Here is a 20,807-nt window from a genome sequence, read left to right as displayed (position 1 = left end):
TTATAGCAAAGCTGCGTATTGATTACTTGGACAGTTAATTTAACAGTAGGTAGGTTACTATGGGTATTCAATTTTCAGAACTAAAAAAGCATCAGCCATTACAAAAAGTGGTTGTTCATTCACTGGAAATGGCCTTGTACCAAGTGTCTGTTGTCATTAATAATGTTGAATACTATGTACAAGAAAGTAATGGTGAATTTGTGAAGGCACTAAGCCCATTACATATTCAAAAACGCTTTGAAGATATCGCCTATGCACAAATGATGCTAAGGCACACCAGTGCTTATGATGAAATGTGTGGTCAACCAGAAAAAATTTCCAGTAATATGCTCGAAGTGCCCTTTGGGCAAAACAACCTGTTTTAATATCAGGTATTTGCTAATATAGGTTTATTTGGAATCATCCAATGTACCTATTACACCCCGATAATTCTGAGCAATTAAATCAAGCACTGCGCGCGCACATGCTTGAGTTTAATGCTCAGCACTTCGACGCACAGCGTCAACCTCTTGGCTTTAAATATCTCGATAAACAAGGTGAGTTAGTTGCAGGCATAAGCGGTCATGTGTTTGGTAACTGGTTGCTAATAAGCTGGTTATGGTGCGATGAATCGGTACGAGGCAATGGCTTGGCTGATTCGTTATTAATGTCATTAGAACACGCGGCAATTGAACAAGGCGCTGCTCAGGCTCAGCTTGACACCTTAGATTTTCAAGCCAAGCCTTTTTATGAAAAACGGGGTTACCAAGTTAAATATCAACTTGATAATTACCCACTTAATGGCACTCGTTACTTTATGGAAAAACCGCTAATAGGGGCTAAATAACGCTGATTGGAGCGTTATTTTTTTGCTGTTAATGGCGTACCATCAAAGGTAATACCTAAAAATGGGGTGGCTTCAGGCGCTAACATAAAGGTGCGAATATTCATGTGATCGTCTGCATCTGGGTTGTTTAGTACATCTTCGCGATAAAATGCCCCAAAACAATCTAATGTATTTTGCTTACTAAGACCATTGAGCTTAGCAAACGCAAAAATTTTGCATGAACCGTTATTCTCACTCGCAGAGCTCAATAACCCATGGTTACTAAAGCTGCATGCTGTAAAAGTATAATGCTCATCAATAACGGCCATAGTATCAGCAAAACCAATGCTTTTAGGCTCATTCGCGAGCGTTGTTAAGTAGTTTGTAAGCGTCATACGCTGTCCTTGTTATTATAAGATATTGTTAAGTAATTACCCCTAACCTATCTTATGATTGATTTATATTCAATTGAGCCAATAAAACAAGCATAGTTTATTTACCAATTAAGTGGGTTAACGCATGAATGTTGGTTATTTCAATATCAGCAAGTCCTTTGTAGCCATAGGCTTGTGCTTGATTATTTAACCACACAGACTGGCAGCCAGCGTTATTAGCACCTTGCACATCGCTATCAAGGCTGTCACCTATGTGTAAAATTTCACTGTTGTTAATACGCAAATGTGTTGCAGCTTGATCAAATAAGGTCGTATGTGGTTTAGCTTTACCGTGCAAGCCAGCTTGCAGCACCAGTTCAAACTTATCTTTTAAATTAAAACGCTCAACCTCTACATTACCGTTAGTAATGGCAATTAATTTGTAGTGCTGGCTTAGTTTATCGAGCAATGTTAGTACGTCTTCGCTCACTTCAATATTACTGCGCGCATCAGCAAATGCTTGATAAGCACTGTGTGCATGATGCTCTACTTCATCGTCTTTAAAACCAAGCTCAGACAAAACTAAGCGTAGGGTATGTTTACGCCACTGAGTGACGTTATCAATGAGTTCAGGTTGGTGTTGAACAACTCGCTCACGGCATTGTTGCCAAAACTGTGGCCCCTGTTTTTTATAGCCTGGCAGCGCATTTAAATAATCAATTTGCGCCTGAACGGCTGCGGTTATGATTGGGCGGTTGTCGTATAAGGTGTCGTCTAAGTCAAAGCTTAGTACAGAAAAAGGAGAAATTGCGCGATTAAATCGGATCATGGTTATTACCCTAATCGGTTCGTTTTTTAGCACGTGGATGGGTGTTGTCGTACACCTTAGCCAAGTGTTGAAAATCTAAATGAGTATAAACTTGGGTTGCAGATAAACTACTGTGGCCTAATAGCTCCTGTACTGCTCGTAAATCGCCAGACGATTCTAAAATATGCGACGCAAATGAGTGGCGTAATTTATGCGGATGCACTTGTGAGCTTATACCTTGTTTAATGCCCCATTCTTGCATTCGCAAACGGACTTGGCGCACAGAGATACGGTTTTTTTTACTACTTAAAAATACCGCGTGTTCGTCTGCGCCCATAAATAGCGGCCGAACCGCGAGCCATTTCTTTAATGCCTCAAGGGCCTTAGAGCCAACCGGTATTAGGCGTTCTTTTGCACCTTTACCACGTACCAGTATTTCACCATTACGGGCGTTTATATCCTGCATGTTAGCACCAACTAACTCGCTAATGCGCAGACCTGATGAATACATGAGTTCCATCATGGCTTTATCTCGAATGGCAAGTGGATCGTCATCGGGTATTTCGAGTAAACGTGCCATTTGGTCAACATCAAGATTTTTAGGTAAAGGCTTGGCAAATTTAGGGCCTTTTATCCCTTGCGCGGGGTTATGGTAATGCGGTTGCTCAGTAATATTTTTTGCTTTTAAAAACTTATATAAACTTCGAATGCAGCTTAGCTTTAAGCTGATTGTTCTGCCGCTCAGTTGCTTAGCGCGCAGCTCCATGCTGTAACGGCGAATGTGCTCACTTTGTACGGCAAACCAATTGTCGCATAGCTTATTAAAATACAAGGCGGCAAAACCTAATTGGCTAACATATTGATTGACGGTGTGCGCTGAATACTGGCGTTCAAATTTTAAGTAATCACTAAATAATGTAATGGGTGTACGCCAGCTATCGCTTAAGTCGCTAATATTTGGCGTGTTGTCGCTCATGCCAGTTCCAGTAACCGTATTTGTAATGAGCGTACAAAATCTAACACAAATAAGTTATCTTGTGAGGGCTCAAAGTGGTTCTCATCGTGGCTGCCAAAAGCCAAAATTGCGTAGGGGTTAGTGGGTTCGCCAATTAAATACAGGGCGGTCGATTGGGTATCATCGTTAAAGAGTAAGTCGCGCTCTTGCTGATTTACCCGCCCTAAATAATGATTACTATCTGACAATCTGTGCTTTACTAAGCCCTCAAACGCGCTGTCGTATCTTACGAGTTTGCACTCATTAATAGTCGGGCTCATGCAAATAATGTTGCGTAAGTTACTTGCCAAAGTATTAAAGTCGTAATTGCTCCAAAGCTGACGATGGCATTGACTGAACAAGCGGTACACGAGTTCATTTTGCGTGGCATGCTTGGTCATCGTCTCGATTTGATGTTTTAACTGAGTATTATGTTCACGTAGTTGACGTTGCTGAATATGTACTAACGAAGTCGCCCCCTGAACTTGCTGTTGTAACTCAAGTTGCGCTAATAGCGCAGGTTGATTTATTAAAAAATCAGGGTGCTGTTGTAAGTAATCTATTACTTGCTGTTTAGTTAATTCACTCATAGTGCAACTTGCCCATCAAATACATGTTCAGCGGGGCCTGTCATACGCACTGGGTGGCCTTCGCCACTCCAGCGAACTTGTAAGCTACCGCCTGGTAAATCAACTTGCACTGTGCTGGTGAGCTTGTTTTGAATAAAGCCAATCACCATAGCGGCACACGCTCCGGTACCACAAGCAAGTGTTTCGCTTACACCACGTTCCCACACTCTGAGTTTAATGTGTTCTTGAGAAATAACCTGCATAAAGCCAATATTTGCGCGCTGTGGAAAACGTTCATGATTTTCAAGCAACGGGCCAAGGGTACTCACTTGTGCCGTTTCAATGTCGTCTACTTCCATGACGCAATGCGGGTTACCCATAGAAACAGCACCACTAAAAACGGTATGTTCTTCTGCACGAATAATATAAGTCAGCTCACGTTTGGTTGCTTTAAGCGGGATTTTACTCGGCTCAAAATTAGGGTGTCCCATGTTAACCGTTACTTGGCCGTCTTTTTCAATATACAGGGTGAGGTTACCAGATTTAGTTGAAACGCTAATTTTATGTTTATTGGTTAAGCCTTTCATGCGCACAAAGCGGGCAAAGCAACGGGCGCCGTTACCACATTGTTCTACTTCGTGGCCGTCGGCATTAAAAATCCGATAGTGAAAATCGAGATCGGGTGAGTAAGGGGCTTCAACCATCAGTAATTGGTCAAACCCAATGCCGAAATGGCGATCGGCCAGCTTTTTGATTTGATCACGGGATAAAAAAACGTTTTGTGTAATATTATCAATCACAACAAAGTCGTTACCTAAGCCGTGCATTTTGGAAAAATTAACTAACATAGCGCTCTAATTCGGTTTTGCTCTGCGCTAATCATGCCACAGAGCAGCTAGGTAACAAAAACGTTTATGGTAAAATTTTCTCACCTTGGTACAGGCTCTCGATGGTTTCGCGTTCGCGAATAAGATGATGTTGCTCACCATCTACCATTATTTCGGCAACCCGTGGGCGTGAGTTATAATTTGAACTCATTGTAAAGCCGTATGCTCCAGCGCTACGCAGCACTAATAAGTCACCTTGTTTGAGTGCTAGAGGGCGGTCTTTACCTAAAAAGTCACCGGTTTCACACACCGGCCCAACTACATCATAGTTGTGGGTAGGTGTTTCGTCATCACGCACCGATACAGGAATAACTTTTTGCCACGCTTGATAAAGTGATGGGCGCAACATGTCGTTCATACCCGCATCAACAATCGCAAAGTACTTGTCTTGATTTTGCTTAATAAACTCAACCTGAGTCACTAAAATCCCAGCGTTGGCGGCAATAGCTCGCCCTGGTTCAAAAATCAGTTCAAGGTGGCGATAATTAGTAAGGCGCTGTGTTACTTGTGCTGCATACTCACTCGGGTGGGGAGGCTGTTCGTCGTTGTAGGTTACGCCAAGGCCTCCACCAATATCTAAATGGCTTAATTCAATACCTGTATTTTTTAACTCATCAATTAATGCCAGTAGTTTATCAAGCGCCTCTAAAAACGGTTTGGTTTGTGTCAGCTGTGAGCCAATGTGACAATCAACCCCAACTATATTTAAGCCAGGTAACGACGCAGCATGTTGATACACACTTAACGCGGTTTCGATACCAATGCCAAATTTGTTTTCTTTTAGGCCAGTAGAAATATACGGGTGTGTTTTAGCATCAATATCAGGATTAACACGAATAGAAATTGGCGCGTCTAGATTAAGCTCACACGCTACTTCTGAAATGCGCTCAAGCTCTGAGATTGATTCAACATTAAAGCATTTAATACCTAACTCTAACGCATAAGCAATTTCGTCAGCGGTTTTAGCAACCCCAGAAAACACCACTTTATTAGCTGCGCCTCCCGCTTTGATGACCCGCGCGAGCTCGCCTTTTGAAACAATGTCAAAACCCGCACCAAGTCGCGCCAGTATATTTAATACTGCAATATTTGAATTTGCTTTAACGGCGTAGCACACTAGGCTTTTATGATCTTGGGCTGCATTGGCAAACGCTAAATAATGGCGTTCAAACGTCGCTCTTGAATACACATAACACGGTGTACCATAGTGCTGTGCAATCGTTGCTACGCTGACATCTTCAGCAAATAGTTGGTTGTTTTTATAATTAAAAAAATCCATTTACTGCTCCTGTTTTTGCTCAATAGGTGTTTGCTTGTTGGGGGTGTCTGTTGGCTGATTTTGTTCAGTAGGCTGCTCTGGCAAGTACAGCGGGCCGCTTTGACCACAGCCAGCTAACGCACACAACAAAACGGTGCTGATTAATAGTTGTTTTAATTGTAAGGTATATGTCGCTTTCATTAGATTAATACGGTTGCTGGCTTTATAATCGCAGAGTAACAGAATATCTAAAAAATGCAGCTATTCGCGGATGATTTTATTCCTGTTACACTAGCTGTACAAACATGCACCCATTATTTAGGCGTCTTGCCTGCAAAGGAAATTAACGATGACTGATCACGAATATCACCAGTTAGCAGAAGCTCTTATGTTCACAATTGAAGAACAAGTTGATGATTGTGAAGCAGATTTAGATTATGAATCGGCTCAAGGTATTTTAGAAATTATTTTTCCAGATCGCAGTAAAATTGTGATTAATAAGCAAGCACCGTTGCATCAAGTGTGGGTGGCAACAAAATTTAATGGTCACCATTTTGAAATGCGTGATGGTCAATGGATTGATAACCGCTCAGGCGCAGAGTTTTGGAGTTTCATCAATGAAGCGTCAACACGTCAAGCGGGTCAAGAAATTAAGTGGCAATCATCGCTATGAGTTTAGAGTTTGTTCAATACCCAGCTCAGGGGATGCATAAAGCCACGGTTATTTGGCTACATGGTTTGGGTGATTCAGGTGATGGTTTTGCCCCAGTAGCGCCACAGCTCGATTTACCCAGTGAACTAGGTGTGCGTTTTATCTTTCCGCATGCGCCAATGCAGGCTGTTACTATCAACGGCGGTATGCAGATGCGCTCATGGTATGACATTAAATCGATGGATTTAGACAAACGTGCAGATGAACTAGGGGTTAGGGAGTCTGCAGAAAAAGTTGAGCAATTAATAACGCAAGAAATTGCTAACGGCATACCGGCGAACAAAATTATTTTAGCGGGATTTTCACAAGGTGGCGTCATATCGCTACATTTAGCCCCGCGTTTAGAGCAAAAGCTTGCTGGCGTTATGGCGCTATCAACCTATATGTGTGTGCCACATAAATTGGCTGATGAAGCAAAGCAAACACAGCTAAATATATTTATGGCTCATGGGAGCCAAGATGACGTTGTACCGCATAGCGCGGGTAGAAGTGCGTTTGAAGTATTATCAACGCATAACATGGATGTGAGTTGGCAAGAATACCCTATGGGGCATCAGGTTTGTACACAAGAGTTACAAGCTGTGCGCCAATGGTTAATTTCTCGCTTAAGTTAGTTTAGGAGCCGCTGAGGGTCAAAATGAGTCAAAAAATAGTAATAACAGCAAATGTAAAACGTGAACCACAGGTTAGCGAACCCAGCGTGAGCTATGAGTGGCATTGGCGTCGGATTGTGAGTATTTCTATGTTGGTGATTATGACCTCTGCAGCGGTTATTTACGGCCTGTCTAGCGCTGTGAATGCTGATCAAGGGGCGCCGCATCCTAATGAGCAGCTCGATTCTACTGAGCAACAAACAGCAATTGTGTCGTTAAGCGATGATACTGCAGCATCAGCAGAGAGTGAAAACGCAACAGATGCTGATGAGGAGCTGCTGAGCAGTGTCGCAATTGCAGCACCTAAAATCCTTTCCCCAGATGAGCAAAAACCAGCTCCTATTACCGAACAAGTAACATCAGAGCCTGAAGTTCAACAAAGTATTATTGAGCAAGAAGTAGAGCCAACGATCACTGCTGAGCCTGAAGAAGCAGCCATGGCTGCAACAGATAACCAAACGCCTGAAACCGAAACGGCCAGTGAAAAACCGGCTGAGCAAAAAGTATTTGCTGAATCAGCACAAGTTGCGAGTGTGGCCATTGGTGCCAAAATAGATACAGCTACTATTAGCCGCGCCGTATTGACGCGCAGTGTGAGTAATCGTGAACCAACCAATGTATTTGCCGCCGATGTGCGTTTAAGCCAATTTGAAGAATCATTGTCATTTTTTAGTGAGCTTAAAAACTTACAAGGTCAGCAGGTAAAGCATATTTGGTTATTTGAAGGCGAAGTGATGGCGGAAGTGTCGCTCAAAGTTACTTCTCCGCGCTACCGAACTTACTCAACTAAAAATATTATGGATTCCCAGTTAGGGAATTGGCGCGTTGATGTGGTTGATGAGCGAGGTTTACTCATTGCGCAAAAAGAATTTAGAATTTTAGCTGATTAAATCGCCCTCAGATAGAACAGGTTTTAATCCTGGAAGGTCAACAGACCCCAGTAATTATTAATGGATATTTTATGACTGAAAAAACAAAGTTAGTTCGCATTGCTACTCGTAAAAGTGCATTGGCACTGTGGCAGGCTGAATTTGTAAAAGCGCAGCTAGAGCATTTTCACGATGACGTGCATGTAGAGCTGGTGCCTATGTCGACTCAAGGTGACATTATTTTAGATACACCACTGGCTAAAATTGGTGGTAAAGGCTTATTTGTAAAAGAACTAGAACAAGCCATGCTTGATGGGCGAGCAGACATTGCAGTGCATTCAATGAAAGACGTGCCAGTCGAATTTCCAGATGATTTAGAGTTACACGTTATTTGTGAGCGTGAAGACCCGCGTGACGCGTTTGTCTCAAATAATTTTGCCAATATTGATGCGTTACCGCAAGGCGCCATTGTTGGCACCTCAAGTTTACGTCGCCAATGCCAAATCAGAGCGTTGCGTCCAGATTTAGAAATTCGTGACTTACGTGGCAATGTAAATACACGTTTAGCAAAGCTTGATAGTGGTCAATACGATGCGATTATACTCGCAGCGGCTGGGCTAATTCGTTTAGAAATGGGTGAACGTATTCGTGACTTTATTGAGCCAGAAGTGTCGTTACCTGCTAATGGTCAAGGTGCTGTCGGTATTGAATGCCGTATAAATGATGAAGTTACTAAAGCCTTATTAGCTCCGCTGGAGCACAGTGAAACTCGTATTCGTGTTAATGCCGAGCGCGCAATGAACCGCCACTTAGAAGGGGGCTGCCAAGTTCCGATTGGTGCTTATGCATTGGTTGATGGTGAGCAAGTACATTTACGTGGTTTAGTTGGGGCGATTGATGGCAGCGAAATTTTACGCGATGAAATTAGTGGGCATGTTGATGATGCGGAAAAATTAGGAGTTGAGCTGGCTAAAAAACTCTTAGCACAAGGCGCAGATAAAATCCTTGCTGACGTATATCGAGACGCATAATGAAACACATCTTGATAACTCGGCCCGAAGGAAAAGGCGCAGCCCTTGCACAGCAACTTGAGCAAGCGGGTTATCAAGCGTCTTTATGTCCTGTTCTAAAAATAACGTATTTAACCCCAACCAGCGTTGAGCTAAGCCCGTTGGTTAATGCCGACAAAATTATTTTTGTTTCGCAAGATGCAGTACATGCACTGAGTGCGCTTAAGCCTGCAATTAACACCAAAGCGCAGTTTTATGGTGTTGGCCAACAAACAGCCGACACCATTTATGAAGTATTTGGTGTACGTGCTGCTTTGCCAAAACAACATGACTCTGAGGGGTTGCTGGCGCTTAAGTCATTGGCTGAGGTTGATGGCAGTAATATCGTGTTGGTTAAAGGCATTGGTGGGCGGCCTGAGATAGCAAAAACCTTAAAACAACGCGGTGCTTTTTTAAATAATTGTGTGGTGTATCAGCGTGAGCCGGTAGCGCAACAACCCGCTGACTGGATAGACCACTGGCAAAGCCAGAATGTACACGGTATAGTCATTACTAGTAATGCCGCCGTTGATGCCATTTTTAATACCCTTACCGCGGCGCAACTAACATGGTTACAACAGTGCGAATTTTATGTTGCCAGTGAGCGTATTGGCGATTATTTACAACAGCAAAAAATAAATTCGACACATATACATACTGCGGCAGGGGCTAGCGACCACGCTATGTTTGCCTGCATTAATCAGCAAGGTAGCAAAATGAGTGAACAGTCAGCGACGTCAAAAGTAGAAAAAGCAGCAGCGCAACCAATAGCCAATAACACGTCTAATACCGCTAAAAACGACACTGCAAAAGCCAATAATCAAACGCAAAATAATACCCATAAAGTGAGTAAGGTGGGCAGTTTAGCGTTGGTGATTTCGTTACTTGTTGCTAGTGGCGTGGGTTATGAGTTTTATCAAAAGCTCAATGCCGGTAAAGTGCAAAATTTAGCGGTTAATGCATTAACAGAGAAAAATAAGATATTGCAGCAAGAGCTGCAAGCGCTTAAGTCTGAGCAACTCAGTCTACAGCAAGCGTTACAAAAGAGCGAAGAGCAAATTGCTATGGCGCTTAATGAAAACTCTGTAAAAAATCAGCAAGCATTAAAAGCAGCACTGCAAAAAGTGCAGCAAAGTGGTAACACATTAAACCCACAAGAAGTGACTAGCTTACAACGCATGGCTGAATTTAAATTGTGGGCTGAACAAGATTACCAAGGCACAAGTGCAGTGCTTAAACGTTTAGATTCACTTTTAAGCGACCACCCAGGCACGCTTGAGTTGCGCCAAGCAATTATACAAGACATACAAACGCTCGATAGCATTAAACCCGTTGCAACAGAGGCGATTTACTTACAGTTAAATAGTGTAAAAGATCGTATCGATAACTTGGTATTTAATGCGGTTAATTTGCCAGAAGAAGCGTCAGTAACTGACGAAAACGCGCTCTCTGAAAATATGAGTGATTGGCAGCAAAACATCCGAAATAGCTGGAATAAAATAGTTGATAGCTTTATTACAATTCGCCATCACGAAGGGGTATTAATAGAGCCGCTATTAACTGATAGAGAGCGCCACCTGATTAATCAGCGCATAAAGCTCAATATTACTCAGGCGCAAGATGCGCTAATGAGCAAGCAAGCCAGCATCTATTTTAGCGCCTTAAACGACACAAAACGTTTGGTTAATGAATACTTTAAGCAAGATGATAATGCCACAAAAGTGGTACTACAAACTTTAGTAAACCTTGAAAAAGAGCCGCTTAACTTTAACCCTGAGGTGACATTGCAAAGTACTGAGCAAGTTAAGGAGTGGGCACAATGATAGGGTTGATCATTTTTATTGTCGCTATTGTATTGGTATTAGCGATCACTCCTTTCGTGTTAGATGAAAAAGGCTATGTGCTGATTTCATTTAATAACACCACCATAGAAGGTACGATTGTTTCGTTTTGTATTATGGCGGCACTGAGCGCAGCGGCTTTGTATTTAACTTATAAACTCGTACGCTACTGTTTATCTATTTACAGAAATACCAAACATGGATTTTTTGCTCGCAGCCAAGAGCGCAAGCATGCAGCTATAGAGCAAGCACTGTGGAGCTTGATTAATGACGATTACGCGCAAGTGGAAAGCGCGTTATCAAGTAACAGTGTGCCAGCTAAATTTTTAGACATACGTTTGGCGTTACTAGCAAAAGCTGCACTGGCAAATAATCAACCCGATAAAGCGCTGGAATACTTGTTTGAAATAAGCCCTGAGCAGCAACTAAAAGTGGCTAAACTATGGTTAGCCAGTGGCGACAGCAGTGTTATTGAACCGCAAATACGGATGGCGGCTGAATCTAAAAAAGCCACGGTACTTGAGCTTAAACTGTACACTGAAGTGTTGGTGCAACAGCAGCACTTTAAAATATTAGAAGACTTTTTACCGCGCTTATTACGTAAAGATGCATTGAGCGATAAGCAGTGGCAGCAGGTGTTTTTAGCTTATTTTGCTGCTCAAGCAAGTGATCAGCTAACCAGTAAGTACCAGCAATTAGGTAAGAAATTGCAAGCACATGCGCACACTGCGTACTTAACTCAAATGGCAAAAACAGGGCAGTTGGCGAGTATTGAAAACGAGTTAATTAAAATGCTCAAACACGCTAAGCACCACACTGAACTTGCCGACATTTTACGTGAAGCTGCGCCAAGTAATGCTTACAAGCTGCAATCAAGCATTCAAGAACGGTTGAAAAAAGATGAGCACAATAACGCGTTATTATTAGCATTGGCGTGTTTAGCGAATGCCCAAGGTGATTATGATTTAGCTGCACGAGTATTCGACAAAGCGCTTAATAGTGATAACAAATCACAGTATCGACAACAAGCTATACTAAGCTATAAACACAGCGCACAATTAGATAAGGCGCTTGTGCTCTATCAATAATGGATTATATTTTATAAATCAATAATTAAAAGCGCAGGAGCGAAGGCTATGAAAAATGTGTTTACACTCTCTTTTAGTCTTGCATGCGCTTATTTTTTTACCGGTTATCTTAGTAATTTATTACTCGCAGTAGACGGTTATGCCGTGGCTTCTTGGCCACCTGCAGGCATTGCACTAGCCAGTTTTTTATTATGGCGCCATCGCGCTTACTTAGGCATTATTGCTGGTTCTTTACTGATTAATTTAATTCATTTAGACCATGTTACAGATATTTTAAACTGGCAAATTTTGTTACATGCAGTGGGCCTCAGCGGCGCTGCTTTTTTGCAAGCATGGCTTGGCGCGCAAATAATTACAAAAGTAATAAAAGCCCCTCTAGACCTTTCATCGATAAAATTGAGTATTCAAAGCTTAGTAATTGCAGGTCCTGTCTGTTGTGTTATAGGCGCCATTGCTGGTACGAGCTTATTAGTATTTAACCAGATCATCCCTGCTGCGAATGCGCTGGATAATTTTATTACTTGGTGGATAGGTGACAGCATTGGCGTATTAATTTTTACCCCATTACTATTAGCTGTATTTCACTATTCTGAGATGCGCCATCGACTACAAGTTATTGTTCCTGCATTACTTATTTATGCGATTATTAGTATTAGTTTTTATGGTGCAGCGAGTGTAAAAAAACAAAAAGACACTCAAAAACAAGAAACGAAAGTGCTTGCGACTCAAAGCGCTATAAATCAAAAGTTAGATGAGATCATTGCGCATCTATCTTTATTAAGTGGTTTTTTAGCAAATAGTGAAGACGTTAGTTTTAGTGAGTTTACGCAGTTTACAGCTAAACAATTAAGCTACAGTGAAGAAATACTTGCTTTTAAATGGGTTCCTGCGATTACTGATGATTCTCGTGCCGAGTATCAATCATGGATTGAGCAAGTTGATAGCGAAAACCCGTTTATCAAACAAAAATCAGCGAATGGGCAATGGCAAAAAGCCCCCTATCGAGAGCTCTATTACCCCGTAAAATATATAAACCCACTTAGGGGAATGAAAGATATTGTTGGGTTTGATTTAGGTTCAAACGAGCAAGTACGCACAGCACTCACTAAATCTAAAGTACTTAATGAATTGGTGATCAGTGAACCGACAGCACTGATACCGAATAACGATGGATTAAGTGTACTCTTTATGTATCCCGTTTTTGGAAATGTGGTAACAGAAGGCGATTTTAAAGGATTTGTTGTTGCCGTGGTTAGCTTAGCTAAACTTTCTAAGTCGCTGTCGTTTGACTCTAATGAGCGTATTGCGATTAGTTTTTTTGATATTAATAATGCTGAAAAACAGCAGGCACTTTATATTGCAGAGCATCATTCTATGGTGTTACTAAAAAAATATCAGTTGTTAATTGGTCAGCGAATGTGGCGCGTTGAGCTGCATCAACCCGTTTTAAAATCATCGTGGTTCATATACTGGCTAGCGCAAATAGTGGGTATGTTATTTGTGTGGTTGTTGATTATATTTTTGATCTCTGTGACGGCTACCAATATTCGGATTCGCGAACAAGTGGCAAAGCAAACACTCACGCTACGCCAAGAAAAACAAAAGGCCGATGAAGCCAGTGCTATAAAAAGTCAGTTTTTAGCCAACATGAGTCATGAAATACGCACGCCAATAAATGGCATAAAGGGTATGCACTATCTAGCGCTACAACAACAGGATTGGCAGCAAGCAAAAGGCTATATAGAGCAAGCTGATGGTGCTCTAAGTGTATTATTAAGAGTGTTAAACGATGTACTCGACTTTTCTAAAATGGAAGCCGGTAAACTTGAGTTAATGCAAGAGCCTGTGAACCTCAAGCAATTAGCCGAGGACATCGTCGGTTTAATGCAATTTGAGGTGGAGAGTAAATCGCTTTCTTTAAAATTAGAGTATGACAGCGATGCGCATTTAATTCTCAATACCGATCCTATTCGTTTAAAGCAAATTCTGCTTAATTTATTAAATAATGCAGTAAAATTTACCGCAAAGGGCTGTATTACGTTAAAGATTTGGCAATCATCAAAAATGACATATTTTAGTGTTAACGATACCGGGATTGGCATTAGCTCTGCAGCTCAAAAACAGCTTTTTAAACCCTTTTCTCAAGCAGATAGCTCAACGTCACGTCAGTACGGTGGTACTGGTTTAGGTTTGAGTATTTGTAAAAAATTGGTCGAATTGATGGGAGGGGCTATTGATTTAAAAAGCAGTGAGGGGCATGGATCTACGTTTACTTTTAGCTTACCAGTTCATTCATCGCTGCCAAAAGCCAAATACAGTGCTGATGCTTTATCAAAAATTGATGTCAGTAATATTTCTTTAGAAAAATATCAATTACTTATAGTGGAAGACAACCCATTAAACCAACATGTTGTAAGTGCTATTTTAGAAACTAAACACGGTATTGCTGATATCGCAAATGATGGCTTAGAAGCGATTGCGATGCTTAGCGAAAAAAACTACGACCTAGTATTAATGGATATTCAAATGCCTAATATGGATGGTTTACAAGCAACAAAAGTGATTCGTAATGAGTTAGGTTTTTTTGATTTACCTATTATTGGTTTATCCGCCAACGCTCACGAACAAGACGCTCAAAAAGCGATTGCCTCTGGAATGGATAGCTACATGACCAAGCCTATTGAAGCTGATGAGCTATTTAAAACGCTTTGGTATTATTTATCTCGCTTAGATAAGTAACACGTATTTTTGTACAAAAGGCAGACATAAGACCTCCAAGCGCCATTTTAAATATTCTACACTTGAAATATTACTGTACCTGCGTATCATTCGCGCAATTTTAACTCAACCGAGTAGCTACTATGATTAATAGAAAAATACCTTTGCTAGATATTCACCGTCACTTAGATGGGAATGTACGCGCGCAAACCATACTAGAACTTGGTCGTCAGTTTAATATAGCTTTACCAGCAGATAATGTTGAGGCACTTATTCCTCATGTTCAAGTTATTGATCCTGAGCCAAACCTAATGGCTTTTTTACAAAAGCTTGATTGGGGGGTTACGGTACTGGGTGATTACGATGCCTGTAGACGAATTGCAATAGAAAACATTGAAGATGCACAAGCGCAAGGCCTTGATTACGTAGAGCTACGTTTTAGCCCTTACTACATGGCACAAAGCCAAGGTTTACATCCTCAGGGCGTTGTTGAAGCCGTGGTCGATGGTATTAAAAGTGCAACAAAAGATGCTGATATTAAAGCAAACTTAATTGGTATTTTATCTCGTACTTACGGTGTTAAAACCTGTCAACACGAGCTGGATGCTTTACTTGCTTTTAAAAATGATTTGGTCGCGGTTGATTTAGCCGGTGACGAAATTGGTTACCCTGGTGAACTGTTTGTTGATCACTTTAAACAAGTACGCGATGCATATTTAGCGGTTACTGTGCATGCTGGCGAGGCATTGGGTGCTGCCAGTATTTGGCAAGCATTAAACGAGCTTGGCGCAAGCAGAATAGGGCATGGCGTTAAAGCGATTGAAGACTCAACGCTAATGGATTATTTACGTGATAACCGTATTGGTATTGAATCGTGCTTAACCAGTAATATTCAAACCAGCACAGTGAATGATTTAACTAAGCATCCGCTTAAACAGTTTTTAGATCATGGCATTTTGGCTAGCATTAATACCGATGATCCGGCTGTTGAAGGGATTGAAATTGAGTACGAATACGCAACTGCAGCGCCACAAGCTGGTTTATCGCAAGCTGATATGGAAAAAGCGCAAGCCAATGCACTTGAGATTGCGTATTTAAGTGATGCAGATAAACAGGCACTCAAAACCAAAGTCGCACAGCGTTAATCACCTGTACTATAAAAAAATGCCACTGTTTACAGTGGCATTTTTTTTTATATGTGAGTTTGACAGCTAACGTAATTATCATAAAGTGCTTTTAAAATATCGGCACGGCTGATCATGCCAACTACAACGTCACCATCAACCACAGGGTAATTCTTTGGCTTACCGGGTTGCATTTGTTCTGCTAATTCCATGATATTGGTATCACCGCTGACCGTCACAACTTCTGTTTGCATCAACTGCGATACTTTTACCATACCGTCACAAAAATAACTGCTTTGCATTAGGGGTTTAAGTAGCTCTTGCTCAGAGATAAAACCTACTAGCAACTTGTTATCGTCAAATACTGGGGCACCAAGCAATTTAAATTTTTGTAGTTCTGCAATGGCGGTCGTCATTTCTGTATTAGGGGTGATATGAGGCAACTTGTGTTGCATAAAATCTTTTACTTTTGTATTTAGCATTTAGGTTTCTCCCGCTGAATGTTCTATACAAAGTATGGTTTATAGATTGGATTTTAGGAAATTGTTTATGTTGATGAGTTTAATAGGTAATAACAATCATCGCAGCGGTAATGGCGGGCAATAAAAACAATTAAGGCACCCTAAGGTGCCTTAAAAATGATGCATTTGCTGTTATTTTATAAAAGCAAATGCATCCGCGTACATGTTTTCGCGAATGGCACCGTGGCTAATAAAGTCATCGCGCACTATGCCTATCATGTCAAAACGACCTGCCATGTAAATATCGTAAGGTTCAAGCGAGATGATATCGTCCATTACCGCTTTATGCACATAACCAGTATGGCCAGTCCAGCTGTCAGTAGGATTTTCTACCACAGGAATAAATTCGAAGTGCTTATGACTATCTGCCCAAGCTTTCATTTCGCTGTGTGCATACAGCGCAGACTCTTCTTTAACACCCCAATAAAATAGCACTGGGCGCTGACAATTTATTTCAGCAAGGTGATCGGCCATTGATTTTGCGTAAGAGAAGCCTGTGCCGCCAGCAAGTAAAATAATGGGGCGCTCGCACTGCAAACGTAGTTGAGAAACACCTAAGCCCGCTTCAATAGTCACTGTTTGATTATTATTGTGGGCATTACGAAGGTGCTCTAGCGATTGCATAGCATATGAGTCAGCAACTGAAGCACCAATATGTAATTCTAAAGCATCCCTTTGTGAAGGACGGCTTGCAATTGAAAACGCACGTTTATCTTTTTCACCTAAAACCAATTGTAAATATTGGCCAGCTTCAAATGTGACGGGTTGCTGCGGCTTTAAAATAACTTTATGAACAAATTCTGTTAGTGGACTGATAGAAACAACGTCAGCGTGTAATGTTTGCATGTTTTACCTTAAATTAGCGGATACGCACTTTATTTGAGCAATAGTAGCATATCCGCAGGGTGAGTTTATAGCCTAGACCAAAGTCGTTAAAGAATACCTAGGCTATCCCAAAGTTCATCAACGCGATCTTTAGTGGCTTGATCCATAACAATAGGTTCGCCCCACTCACGGGTTGTTTCGCCAGGCCATTTGTTGGTTGCATCCATGCCCATTTTTGAACCAAGGCCAGAGACAGGCGATGCAAAGTCTAAATAGTCTATTGGCGTGTTTTCAATTAACGTGGTGTCGCGTGCAGGATCCATACGGGTAGTAATAGCCCATATTACATCGTTCCAATCTCGGGCGTTAATGTCATCGTCGCAGACAATAACAAATTTAGTGTACATAAACTGTCGTAGGAATGACCAAACCCCCATCATTACGCGCTTGGCGTGCCCGGGGTATTGTTTTTTCATCGTAACCACGGCCATACGGTACGAGCAGCCCTCTGGCGGTAAATAAAAATCAACGATTTCTGGAAACTGTTTTTGTAAAATTGGCACAAATACTTCGTTTAAAGCCACCCCTAAAATAGCTGGCTCATCAGGCGGACGACCCGTAAAGGTACTGTGATAAATAGGGTCTTTACGATGAGTAATATGAGTGACTGTCATAACGGGAAAGTCATCGACTTCATTATAGTAACCCGTATGGTCGCCATAAGGGCCTTCAGGTGCCATTTCACCTGGCATAATATGCCCTTCAAGCACGATTTCTGCGCTGGCCGGTACTTGTAAATCATTCGAAATAGACTTAACCACTTCCGTTTTACTGCCACGCAATAAACCGGCAAAAGCATATTCGCTTAATGTATCGGGGACCGGAGTAACCGCCCCTAAAATTGTGGCAGGATCAGCCCCTAATGCCACTGATACCGGATACGGCTCACCAGGGTGTTCTTTGCACCACTCTTGAAAATCAAGCGCGCCACCACGATGAGATAACCAACGCATAATAATTTTATTTTTGCCAAGTAACTGCTGGCGATAAATCCCTAAATTTTGACGCTTTTTATAAGGCCCTTTGGTAACGGTTAAACCCCAGGTAATTAAAGGCGCAGCATCACCAGGCCAGCAATGCTGAATAGGAAGCTTGGTTAAATCAACATCGTCACCTTGTAAAATAACTTGTTGGCAGGGCGCTTTTTTTACTTCTTTGGCTGGCATATTAAGGACTTGCTTAAATACCGGAATTTGTCCAAGGGCTTCTTTAATGCCTTTCGGTGGCTCTGGCTCTTTTAAAAATGCCAATAACTTACCAACTTCTCGTAATTCACTGACATCTTCTTGGCCCATACCCATTGCTACACGCTTAGGTGTACCAAATAAGTTAGCTAGAACAGGCATGCCATACCCTTTCGGGTTTTCAAATAATAAAGCGGGGCCTTTAGCACGCAGTGTGCGATCGGCAATTTCGGTCATCTCAAGATACGGGTCGATTTCTTGGCTGATGCGTTTTAATTCGCCTCGTTTTTCAAGTAAATCGATAAAATCGCGTAGATCTTTGTATTTCATTGTGGGCCGTTACTTAGCAAAAAGTTAAAAGTATTATACCCAGTTCATGCAAGCCAAGTCATTACTTGCACTTAAAACTTAAAGCGCTCTACCGCACCTTTTAAAGAGTGTGCAAGTTGGTTAACATCTTCACTTTCGCTTGCTAGGGTCGTCGCATTGTCGGCATTTAAGGTGGCATGATCGGTTACCTTAGCCATTATTTGTTGTATATCAGTGCTGTTTGCAAGTTGTTCATGCGATGCATGGGCAATGTCTTTGCTCATTGCATTGACCGATACTAACGTGCTTTTGATACGCTCAACGGCTGCATTTAGTTCAGTACTGTTTTCAACACAATGTTTGGCTTGTTGTTGACCATCATTTATTTCAGCTTGGGTAGTCTGAGTATGTTGTTGTAGTGTGTTGATCATGGTGGTTATTTCGCTAGTGGAGCTTTGTGTTCGTGCTGCAAGCGAACGCACTTCATCGGCCACTACGGCAAATCCTCGACCATGTTCACCGGCTCTTGCTGCTTCAATGGCCGCATTAAGCGCTAGCAAATTGGTTTGCTCTGCAATACTGCTAATCGTATCAACAATCGCGCCAATCAGTTGGGTGTATTGTGCAAGCTCTTCGGTGCTGCTAACTGCTTTATCTAGGCGGCTTAAAAGAGATTCAATACTTTGGCTATTGTTGTTTGCAATGTCATTGACATCATTTGCAAACTGCGAGGCATTCGTTATTTCATTTGAGGTACTCTGCGCTTGTTCGTAAACGGCTTGTGAGCTTTGTAGCATACGTTGCGCTAATGAGGTTGCTTGTGCGCTGCGTTCCAGCTGTTGCTTAGCAACGATGGTCATTTGTTGCCCTTTTTCACTGGTTTGAATGGCTGAATTATCGAGTTCGTAGGCGTCGTTACTGATCCCTTTTATTAGGTGAGTTAAATCATCACAAAGCTTATTGGTATTATGCAGCAGGGTACCAAATTCGTCTTTACTTAGAGGATTACTACGCTGTGAAAAGTCACCTGAGGCTATGCGTGCGAGTTCTTTATTCACCTTTTTAAGTGGTTTTAGCATGGCGTTAGTAGTAAACACTGAAATAATAACCAGCAAAACAATTAAAACAAAAGCAATAATAATAACTAAGCTAGAGCCGGTATTGATTGCTGACTTAGCGCTCTCTTGCAGGGAGTCAAAGCGCGTGTCTGCAAGTTTATTAAGCTCAATTAGCTGATTTTCTATAATGATAAAAGCATGTTGAAAACTTTCAAACCGCTGATCAACCTTGTCTTTGCTATTGAGTACAGTGTTCTGCAATGCATACAGCCCATCAGGGTTATTTAATAGGCTGCTTAAATCGTTAAACGCCGCTATTAACTCATTGGCGTTGAGCTTATTTGCAATAGGAGAGGCTTGTTGCTCTAAATAACTAAGATTAGATTGAATATTATCGAGTAAAAAAGAAGTGTCCTGTTGGTGGGCATTGATATCTTCAGAGGTGGTTACTTGCCCGATGCCTTTGACATTATTGTTTAGAGTAAATAATAAATCATCAATTCGAGTCGCTGTGCCAAAGACTGCATTTAAAAGCGATTGCTGGTTGCCTGCTACGTTTATAAGCTCTATATCAAGTAATTGGTTACTCAGATCGCGAAGCTGTTCATTAAAGGTAACTGTCAGTGCTGCGGCGGTACTTTGCGCCTTAAAGCGTTGCTCTTTTGCTGCCAGCATGTCGTTGCTTATTGTATTTAGCTCAGTGAAGTCATTATGAATAGTAACAAGTAATGTTTGCATACTTTGTTGCTTGGCAACTTGCGCTTTTAGCGTCTCTAATTTATTAAAAAACTGTGTTTGCTCTGCGTGTGCTTGCTTTTTATTTTGCAGTAGTAAATCAAGTTTAGTTTGGCTGTAAGCAATGGCGTTAAATTTAGTAATTGAAAGTAGCGATAAACGCAGGTCTTTACTCGCTTGCTGTACCGGAACCGCTAACGTTTCTATGCGCGAGTTAGTGGTACTGATTTGATGGAGTGACCAGTAAAAAAATATGCAGCTGGTAAGCATTAACAGGCCAATAGCTGAAAAGGCTAAAATTATTTTATGTTTTATAGCGATAGAATGCATAACTTTATCAACAATATTAAGACTTTTGTTAGTGTA

21 protein-coding genes are annotated in these 20,807 nt (G+C 41.5%); 10 read left to right on the top strand and 11 right to left on the bottom strand.

From position 1 onward, the window contains the following. Positions 1–59 precede the first annotated feature (59 nt). Together BM380_RS17330 and BM380_RS17325 are read left to right on the top strand one after the other, a co-directional pair. Positions 60–365, top strand: a complete 306-nt coding sequence (locus BM380_RS17330; protein WP_013463720.1) for a DUF6482 family protein — start codon at positions 60–62, stop codon at positions 363–365. Between the two features lie 41 nt (positions 366–406). After that, entirely contained in the window at positions 407–826 is a 420-nt protein-coding gene (locus tag BM380_RS17325) for a GNAT family N-acetyltransferase (RefSeq protein ID WP_090495369.1), read from the top strand. A gap of 14 nt (positions 827–840) precedes the next feature. Here BM380_RS17325 and BM380_RS17320 read toward each other — a convergent pair whose 3' ends face one another. The 7 genes from BM380_RS17320 to BM380_RS17290 form a co-directional block, all read right to left on the bottom strand. Then, on the bottom strand, positions 841–1,200 hold the full coding sequence (locus tag BM380_RS17320; protein ID WP_033103666.1) for a HopJ type III effector protein: 360 nt from the start codon (positions 1,198–1,200) through the stop codon (positions 841–843). Between the two features lie 97 nt (positions 1,201–1,297). Then, a complete protein-coding gene (locus tag BM380_RS17315; RefSeq protein ID WP_090495368.1) occupies positions 1,298–2,008 on the bottom strand; it encodes an HAD-IA family hydrolase in 711 nt (236 codons plus the stop codon). A 10-nt stretch (positions 2,009–2,018) separates the two neighbouring features. Beyond that, complete coding sequence (locus tag BM380_RS17310) at positions 2,019–2,963, bottom strand: tyrosine recombinase XerC (RefSeq protein WP_090495367.1); 945 nt, start codon at positions 2,961–2,963, stop codon at positions 2,019–2,021. Beyond that, positions 2,960–3,571 (bottom strand): DUF484 family protein, encoded by a 612-nt coding sequence (locus tag BM380_RS17305; protein WP_024601981.1) that lies wholly within the window; start codon positions 3,569–3,571, stop codon positions 2,960–2,962. The genes BM380_RS17310 and BM380_RS17305 overlap by 4 nt, the downstream gene beginning before the upstream one ends. Next, positions 3,568–4,398 (bottom strand): diaminopimelate epimerase, encoded by an 831-nt coding sequence (gene dapF / locus BM380_RS17300; protein WP_013463726.1) that lies wholly within the window; start codon positions 4,396–4,398, stop codon positions 3,568–3,570. The genes BM380_RS17305 and dapF overlap by 4 nt, the downstream gene beginning before the upstream one ends. A gap of 64 nt (positions 4,399–4,462) precedes the next feature. Next, positions 4,463–5,716, bottom strand: a complete 1,254-nt coding sequence (gene lysA / locus BM380_RS17295; RefSeq protein WP_090495365.1) for a diaminopimelate decarboxylase — start codon at positions 5,714–5,716, stop codon at positions 4,463–4,465. Then, entirely contained in the window at positions 5,717–5,896 is a 180-nt protein-coding gene (locus BM380_RS17290; RefSeq protein ID WP_013463728.1) for an LPS translocon maturation chaperone LptM, read from the bottom strand. 148 nt (positions 5,897–6,044) lie between these two features. Here BM380_RS17290 and cyaY point away from each other — a divergent pair, with 148 nt between their 5' ends. From cyaY to add, 8 genes are all read left to right on the top strand, one after another. Further along, entirely contained in the window at positions 6,045–6,368 is a 324-nt protein-coding gene (gene cyaY, locus BM380_RS17285) for an iron donor protein CyaY (RefSeq protein WP_013463729.1), read from the top strand. Continuing rightward, the gene (locus BM380_RS17280; RefSeq protein WP_090495364.1) at positions 6,365–7,021 is read left to right on the top strand and encodes an alpha/beta hydrolase; all 657 of its coding nucleotides are present in this window, start codon (positions 6,365–6,367) and stop codon (positions 7,019–7,021) included. The genes cyaY and BM380_RS17280 overlap by 4 nt, the downstream gene beginning before the upstream one ends. Before the next feature lie 23 nt (positions 7,022–7,044). Continuing rightward, entirely contained in the window at positions 7,045–7,950 is a 906-nt protein-coding gene (locus tag BM380_RS17275) for a DUF2914 domain-containing protein (RefSeq protein WP_028834864.1), read from the top strand. Between the two features lie 71 nt (positions 7,951–8,021). After that, positions 8,022–8,960, top strand: a complete 939-nt coding sequence (gene hemC / locus BM380_RS17270; RefSeq protein WP_090495362.1) for a hydroxymethylbilane synthase — start codon at positions 8,022–8,024, stop codon at positions 8,958–8,960. Beyond that, positions 8,960–10,801, top strand: coding sequence for a uroporphyrinogen-III synthase (locus BM380_RS17265; protein ID WP_090495360.1), 1,842 nt, complete (start codon positions 8,960–8,962; stop codon positions 10,799–10,801). Before hemC ends, BM380_RS17265 begins: the two co-directional genes overlap by 1 nt. Continuing rightward, positions 10,798–11,907, top strand: a complete 1,110-nt coding sequence (locus BM380_RS17260; RefSeq protein ID WP_090495358.1) for a heme biosynthesis HemY N-terminal domain-containing protein — start codon at positions 10,798–10,800, stop codon at positions 11,905–11,907. The genes BM380_RS17265 and BM380_RS17260 overlap by 4 nt, the downstream gene beginning before the upstream one ends. 48 nt (positions 11,908–11,955) lie before the next feature. Continuing rightward, the gene (locus BM380_RS17255; RefSeq protein ID WP_090495357.1) at positions 11,956–14,646 is read left to right on the top strand and encodes an ATP-binding protein; all 2,691 of its coding nucleotides are present in this window, start codon (positions 11,956–11,958) and stop codon (positions 14,644–14,646) included. 122 nt (positions 14,647–14,768) lie between these two features. Further along, positions 14,769–15,770: an adenosine deaminase gene (gene add / locus BM380_RS17250; protein WP_024601988.1), complete on the top strand. Its 1,002-nt coding sequence runs from the start codon at positions 14,769–14,771 to the stop codon at positions 15,768–15,770. Positions 15,771–15,817: 47 nt separating this feature from the next. Here add and BM380_RS17245 read toward each other — a convergent pair whose 3' ends face one another. The 4 genes from BM380_RS17245 to BM380_RS17230 all read right to left on the bottom strand — a co-directional run bounded on the left by BM380_RS17245 (position 15,818) and on the right by BM380_RS17230 (position 20,771). Next, positions 15,818–16,231 (bottom strand): CBS domain-containing protein, encoded by a 414-nt coding sequence (locus BM380_RS17245; protein ID WP_013463737.1) that lies wholly within the window; start codon positions 16,229–16,231, stop codon positions 15,818–15,820. A 171-nt stretch (positions 16,232–16,402) separates the two neighbouring features. Further along, positions 16,403–17,116, bottom strand: coding sequence for an NAD(P)H-flavin reductase (gene fre, locus BM380_RS17240; RefSeq protein WP_090495355.1), 714 nt, complete (start codon positions 17,114–17,116; stop codon positions 16,403–16,405). A gap of 86 nt (positions 17,117–17,202) precedes the next feature. After that, positions 17,203–18,669, bottom strand: coding sequence for a 4-hydroxy-3-polyprenylbenzoate decarboxylase (ubiD, locus tag BM380_RS17235; RefSeq protein WP_090495354.1), 1,467 nt, complete (start codon positions 18,667–18,669; stop codon positions 17,203–17,205). 71 nt (positions 18,670–18,740) lie between these two features. Then, positions 18,741–20,771, bottom strand: a complete 2,031-nt coding sequence (locus tag BM380_RS17230) for a methyl-accepting chemotaxis protein (protein ID WP_090495353.1) — start codon at positions 20,769–20,771, stop codon at positions 18,741–18,743. Between the last annotated feature and the right edge of the window lie 36 nt (positions 20,772–20,807).

Origin of the sequence: Pseudoalteromonas sp. DSM 26666 (assembly GCF_900116475.1) — a bacterium.
Lineage (GTDB): Bacteria > Pseudomonadota > Gammaproteobacteria > Enterobacterales > Alteromonadaceae > Pseudoalteromonas > Pseudoalteromonas tetraodonis.
This window is presented reverse-complemented; position numbering and strand designations above follow the sequence as displayed.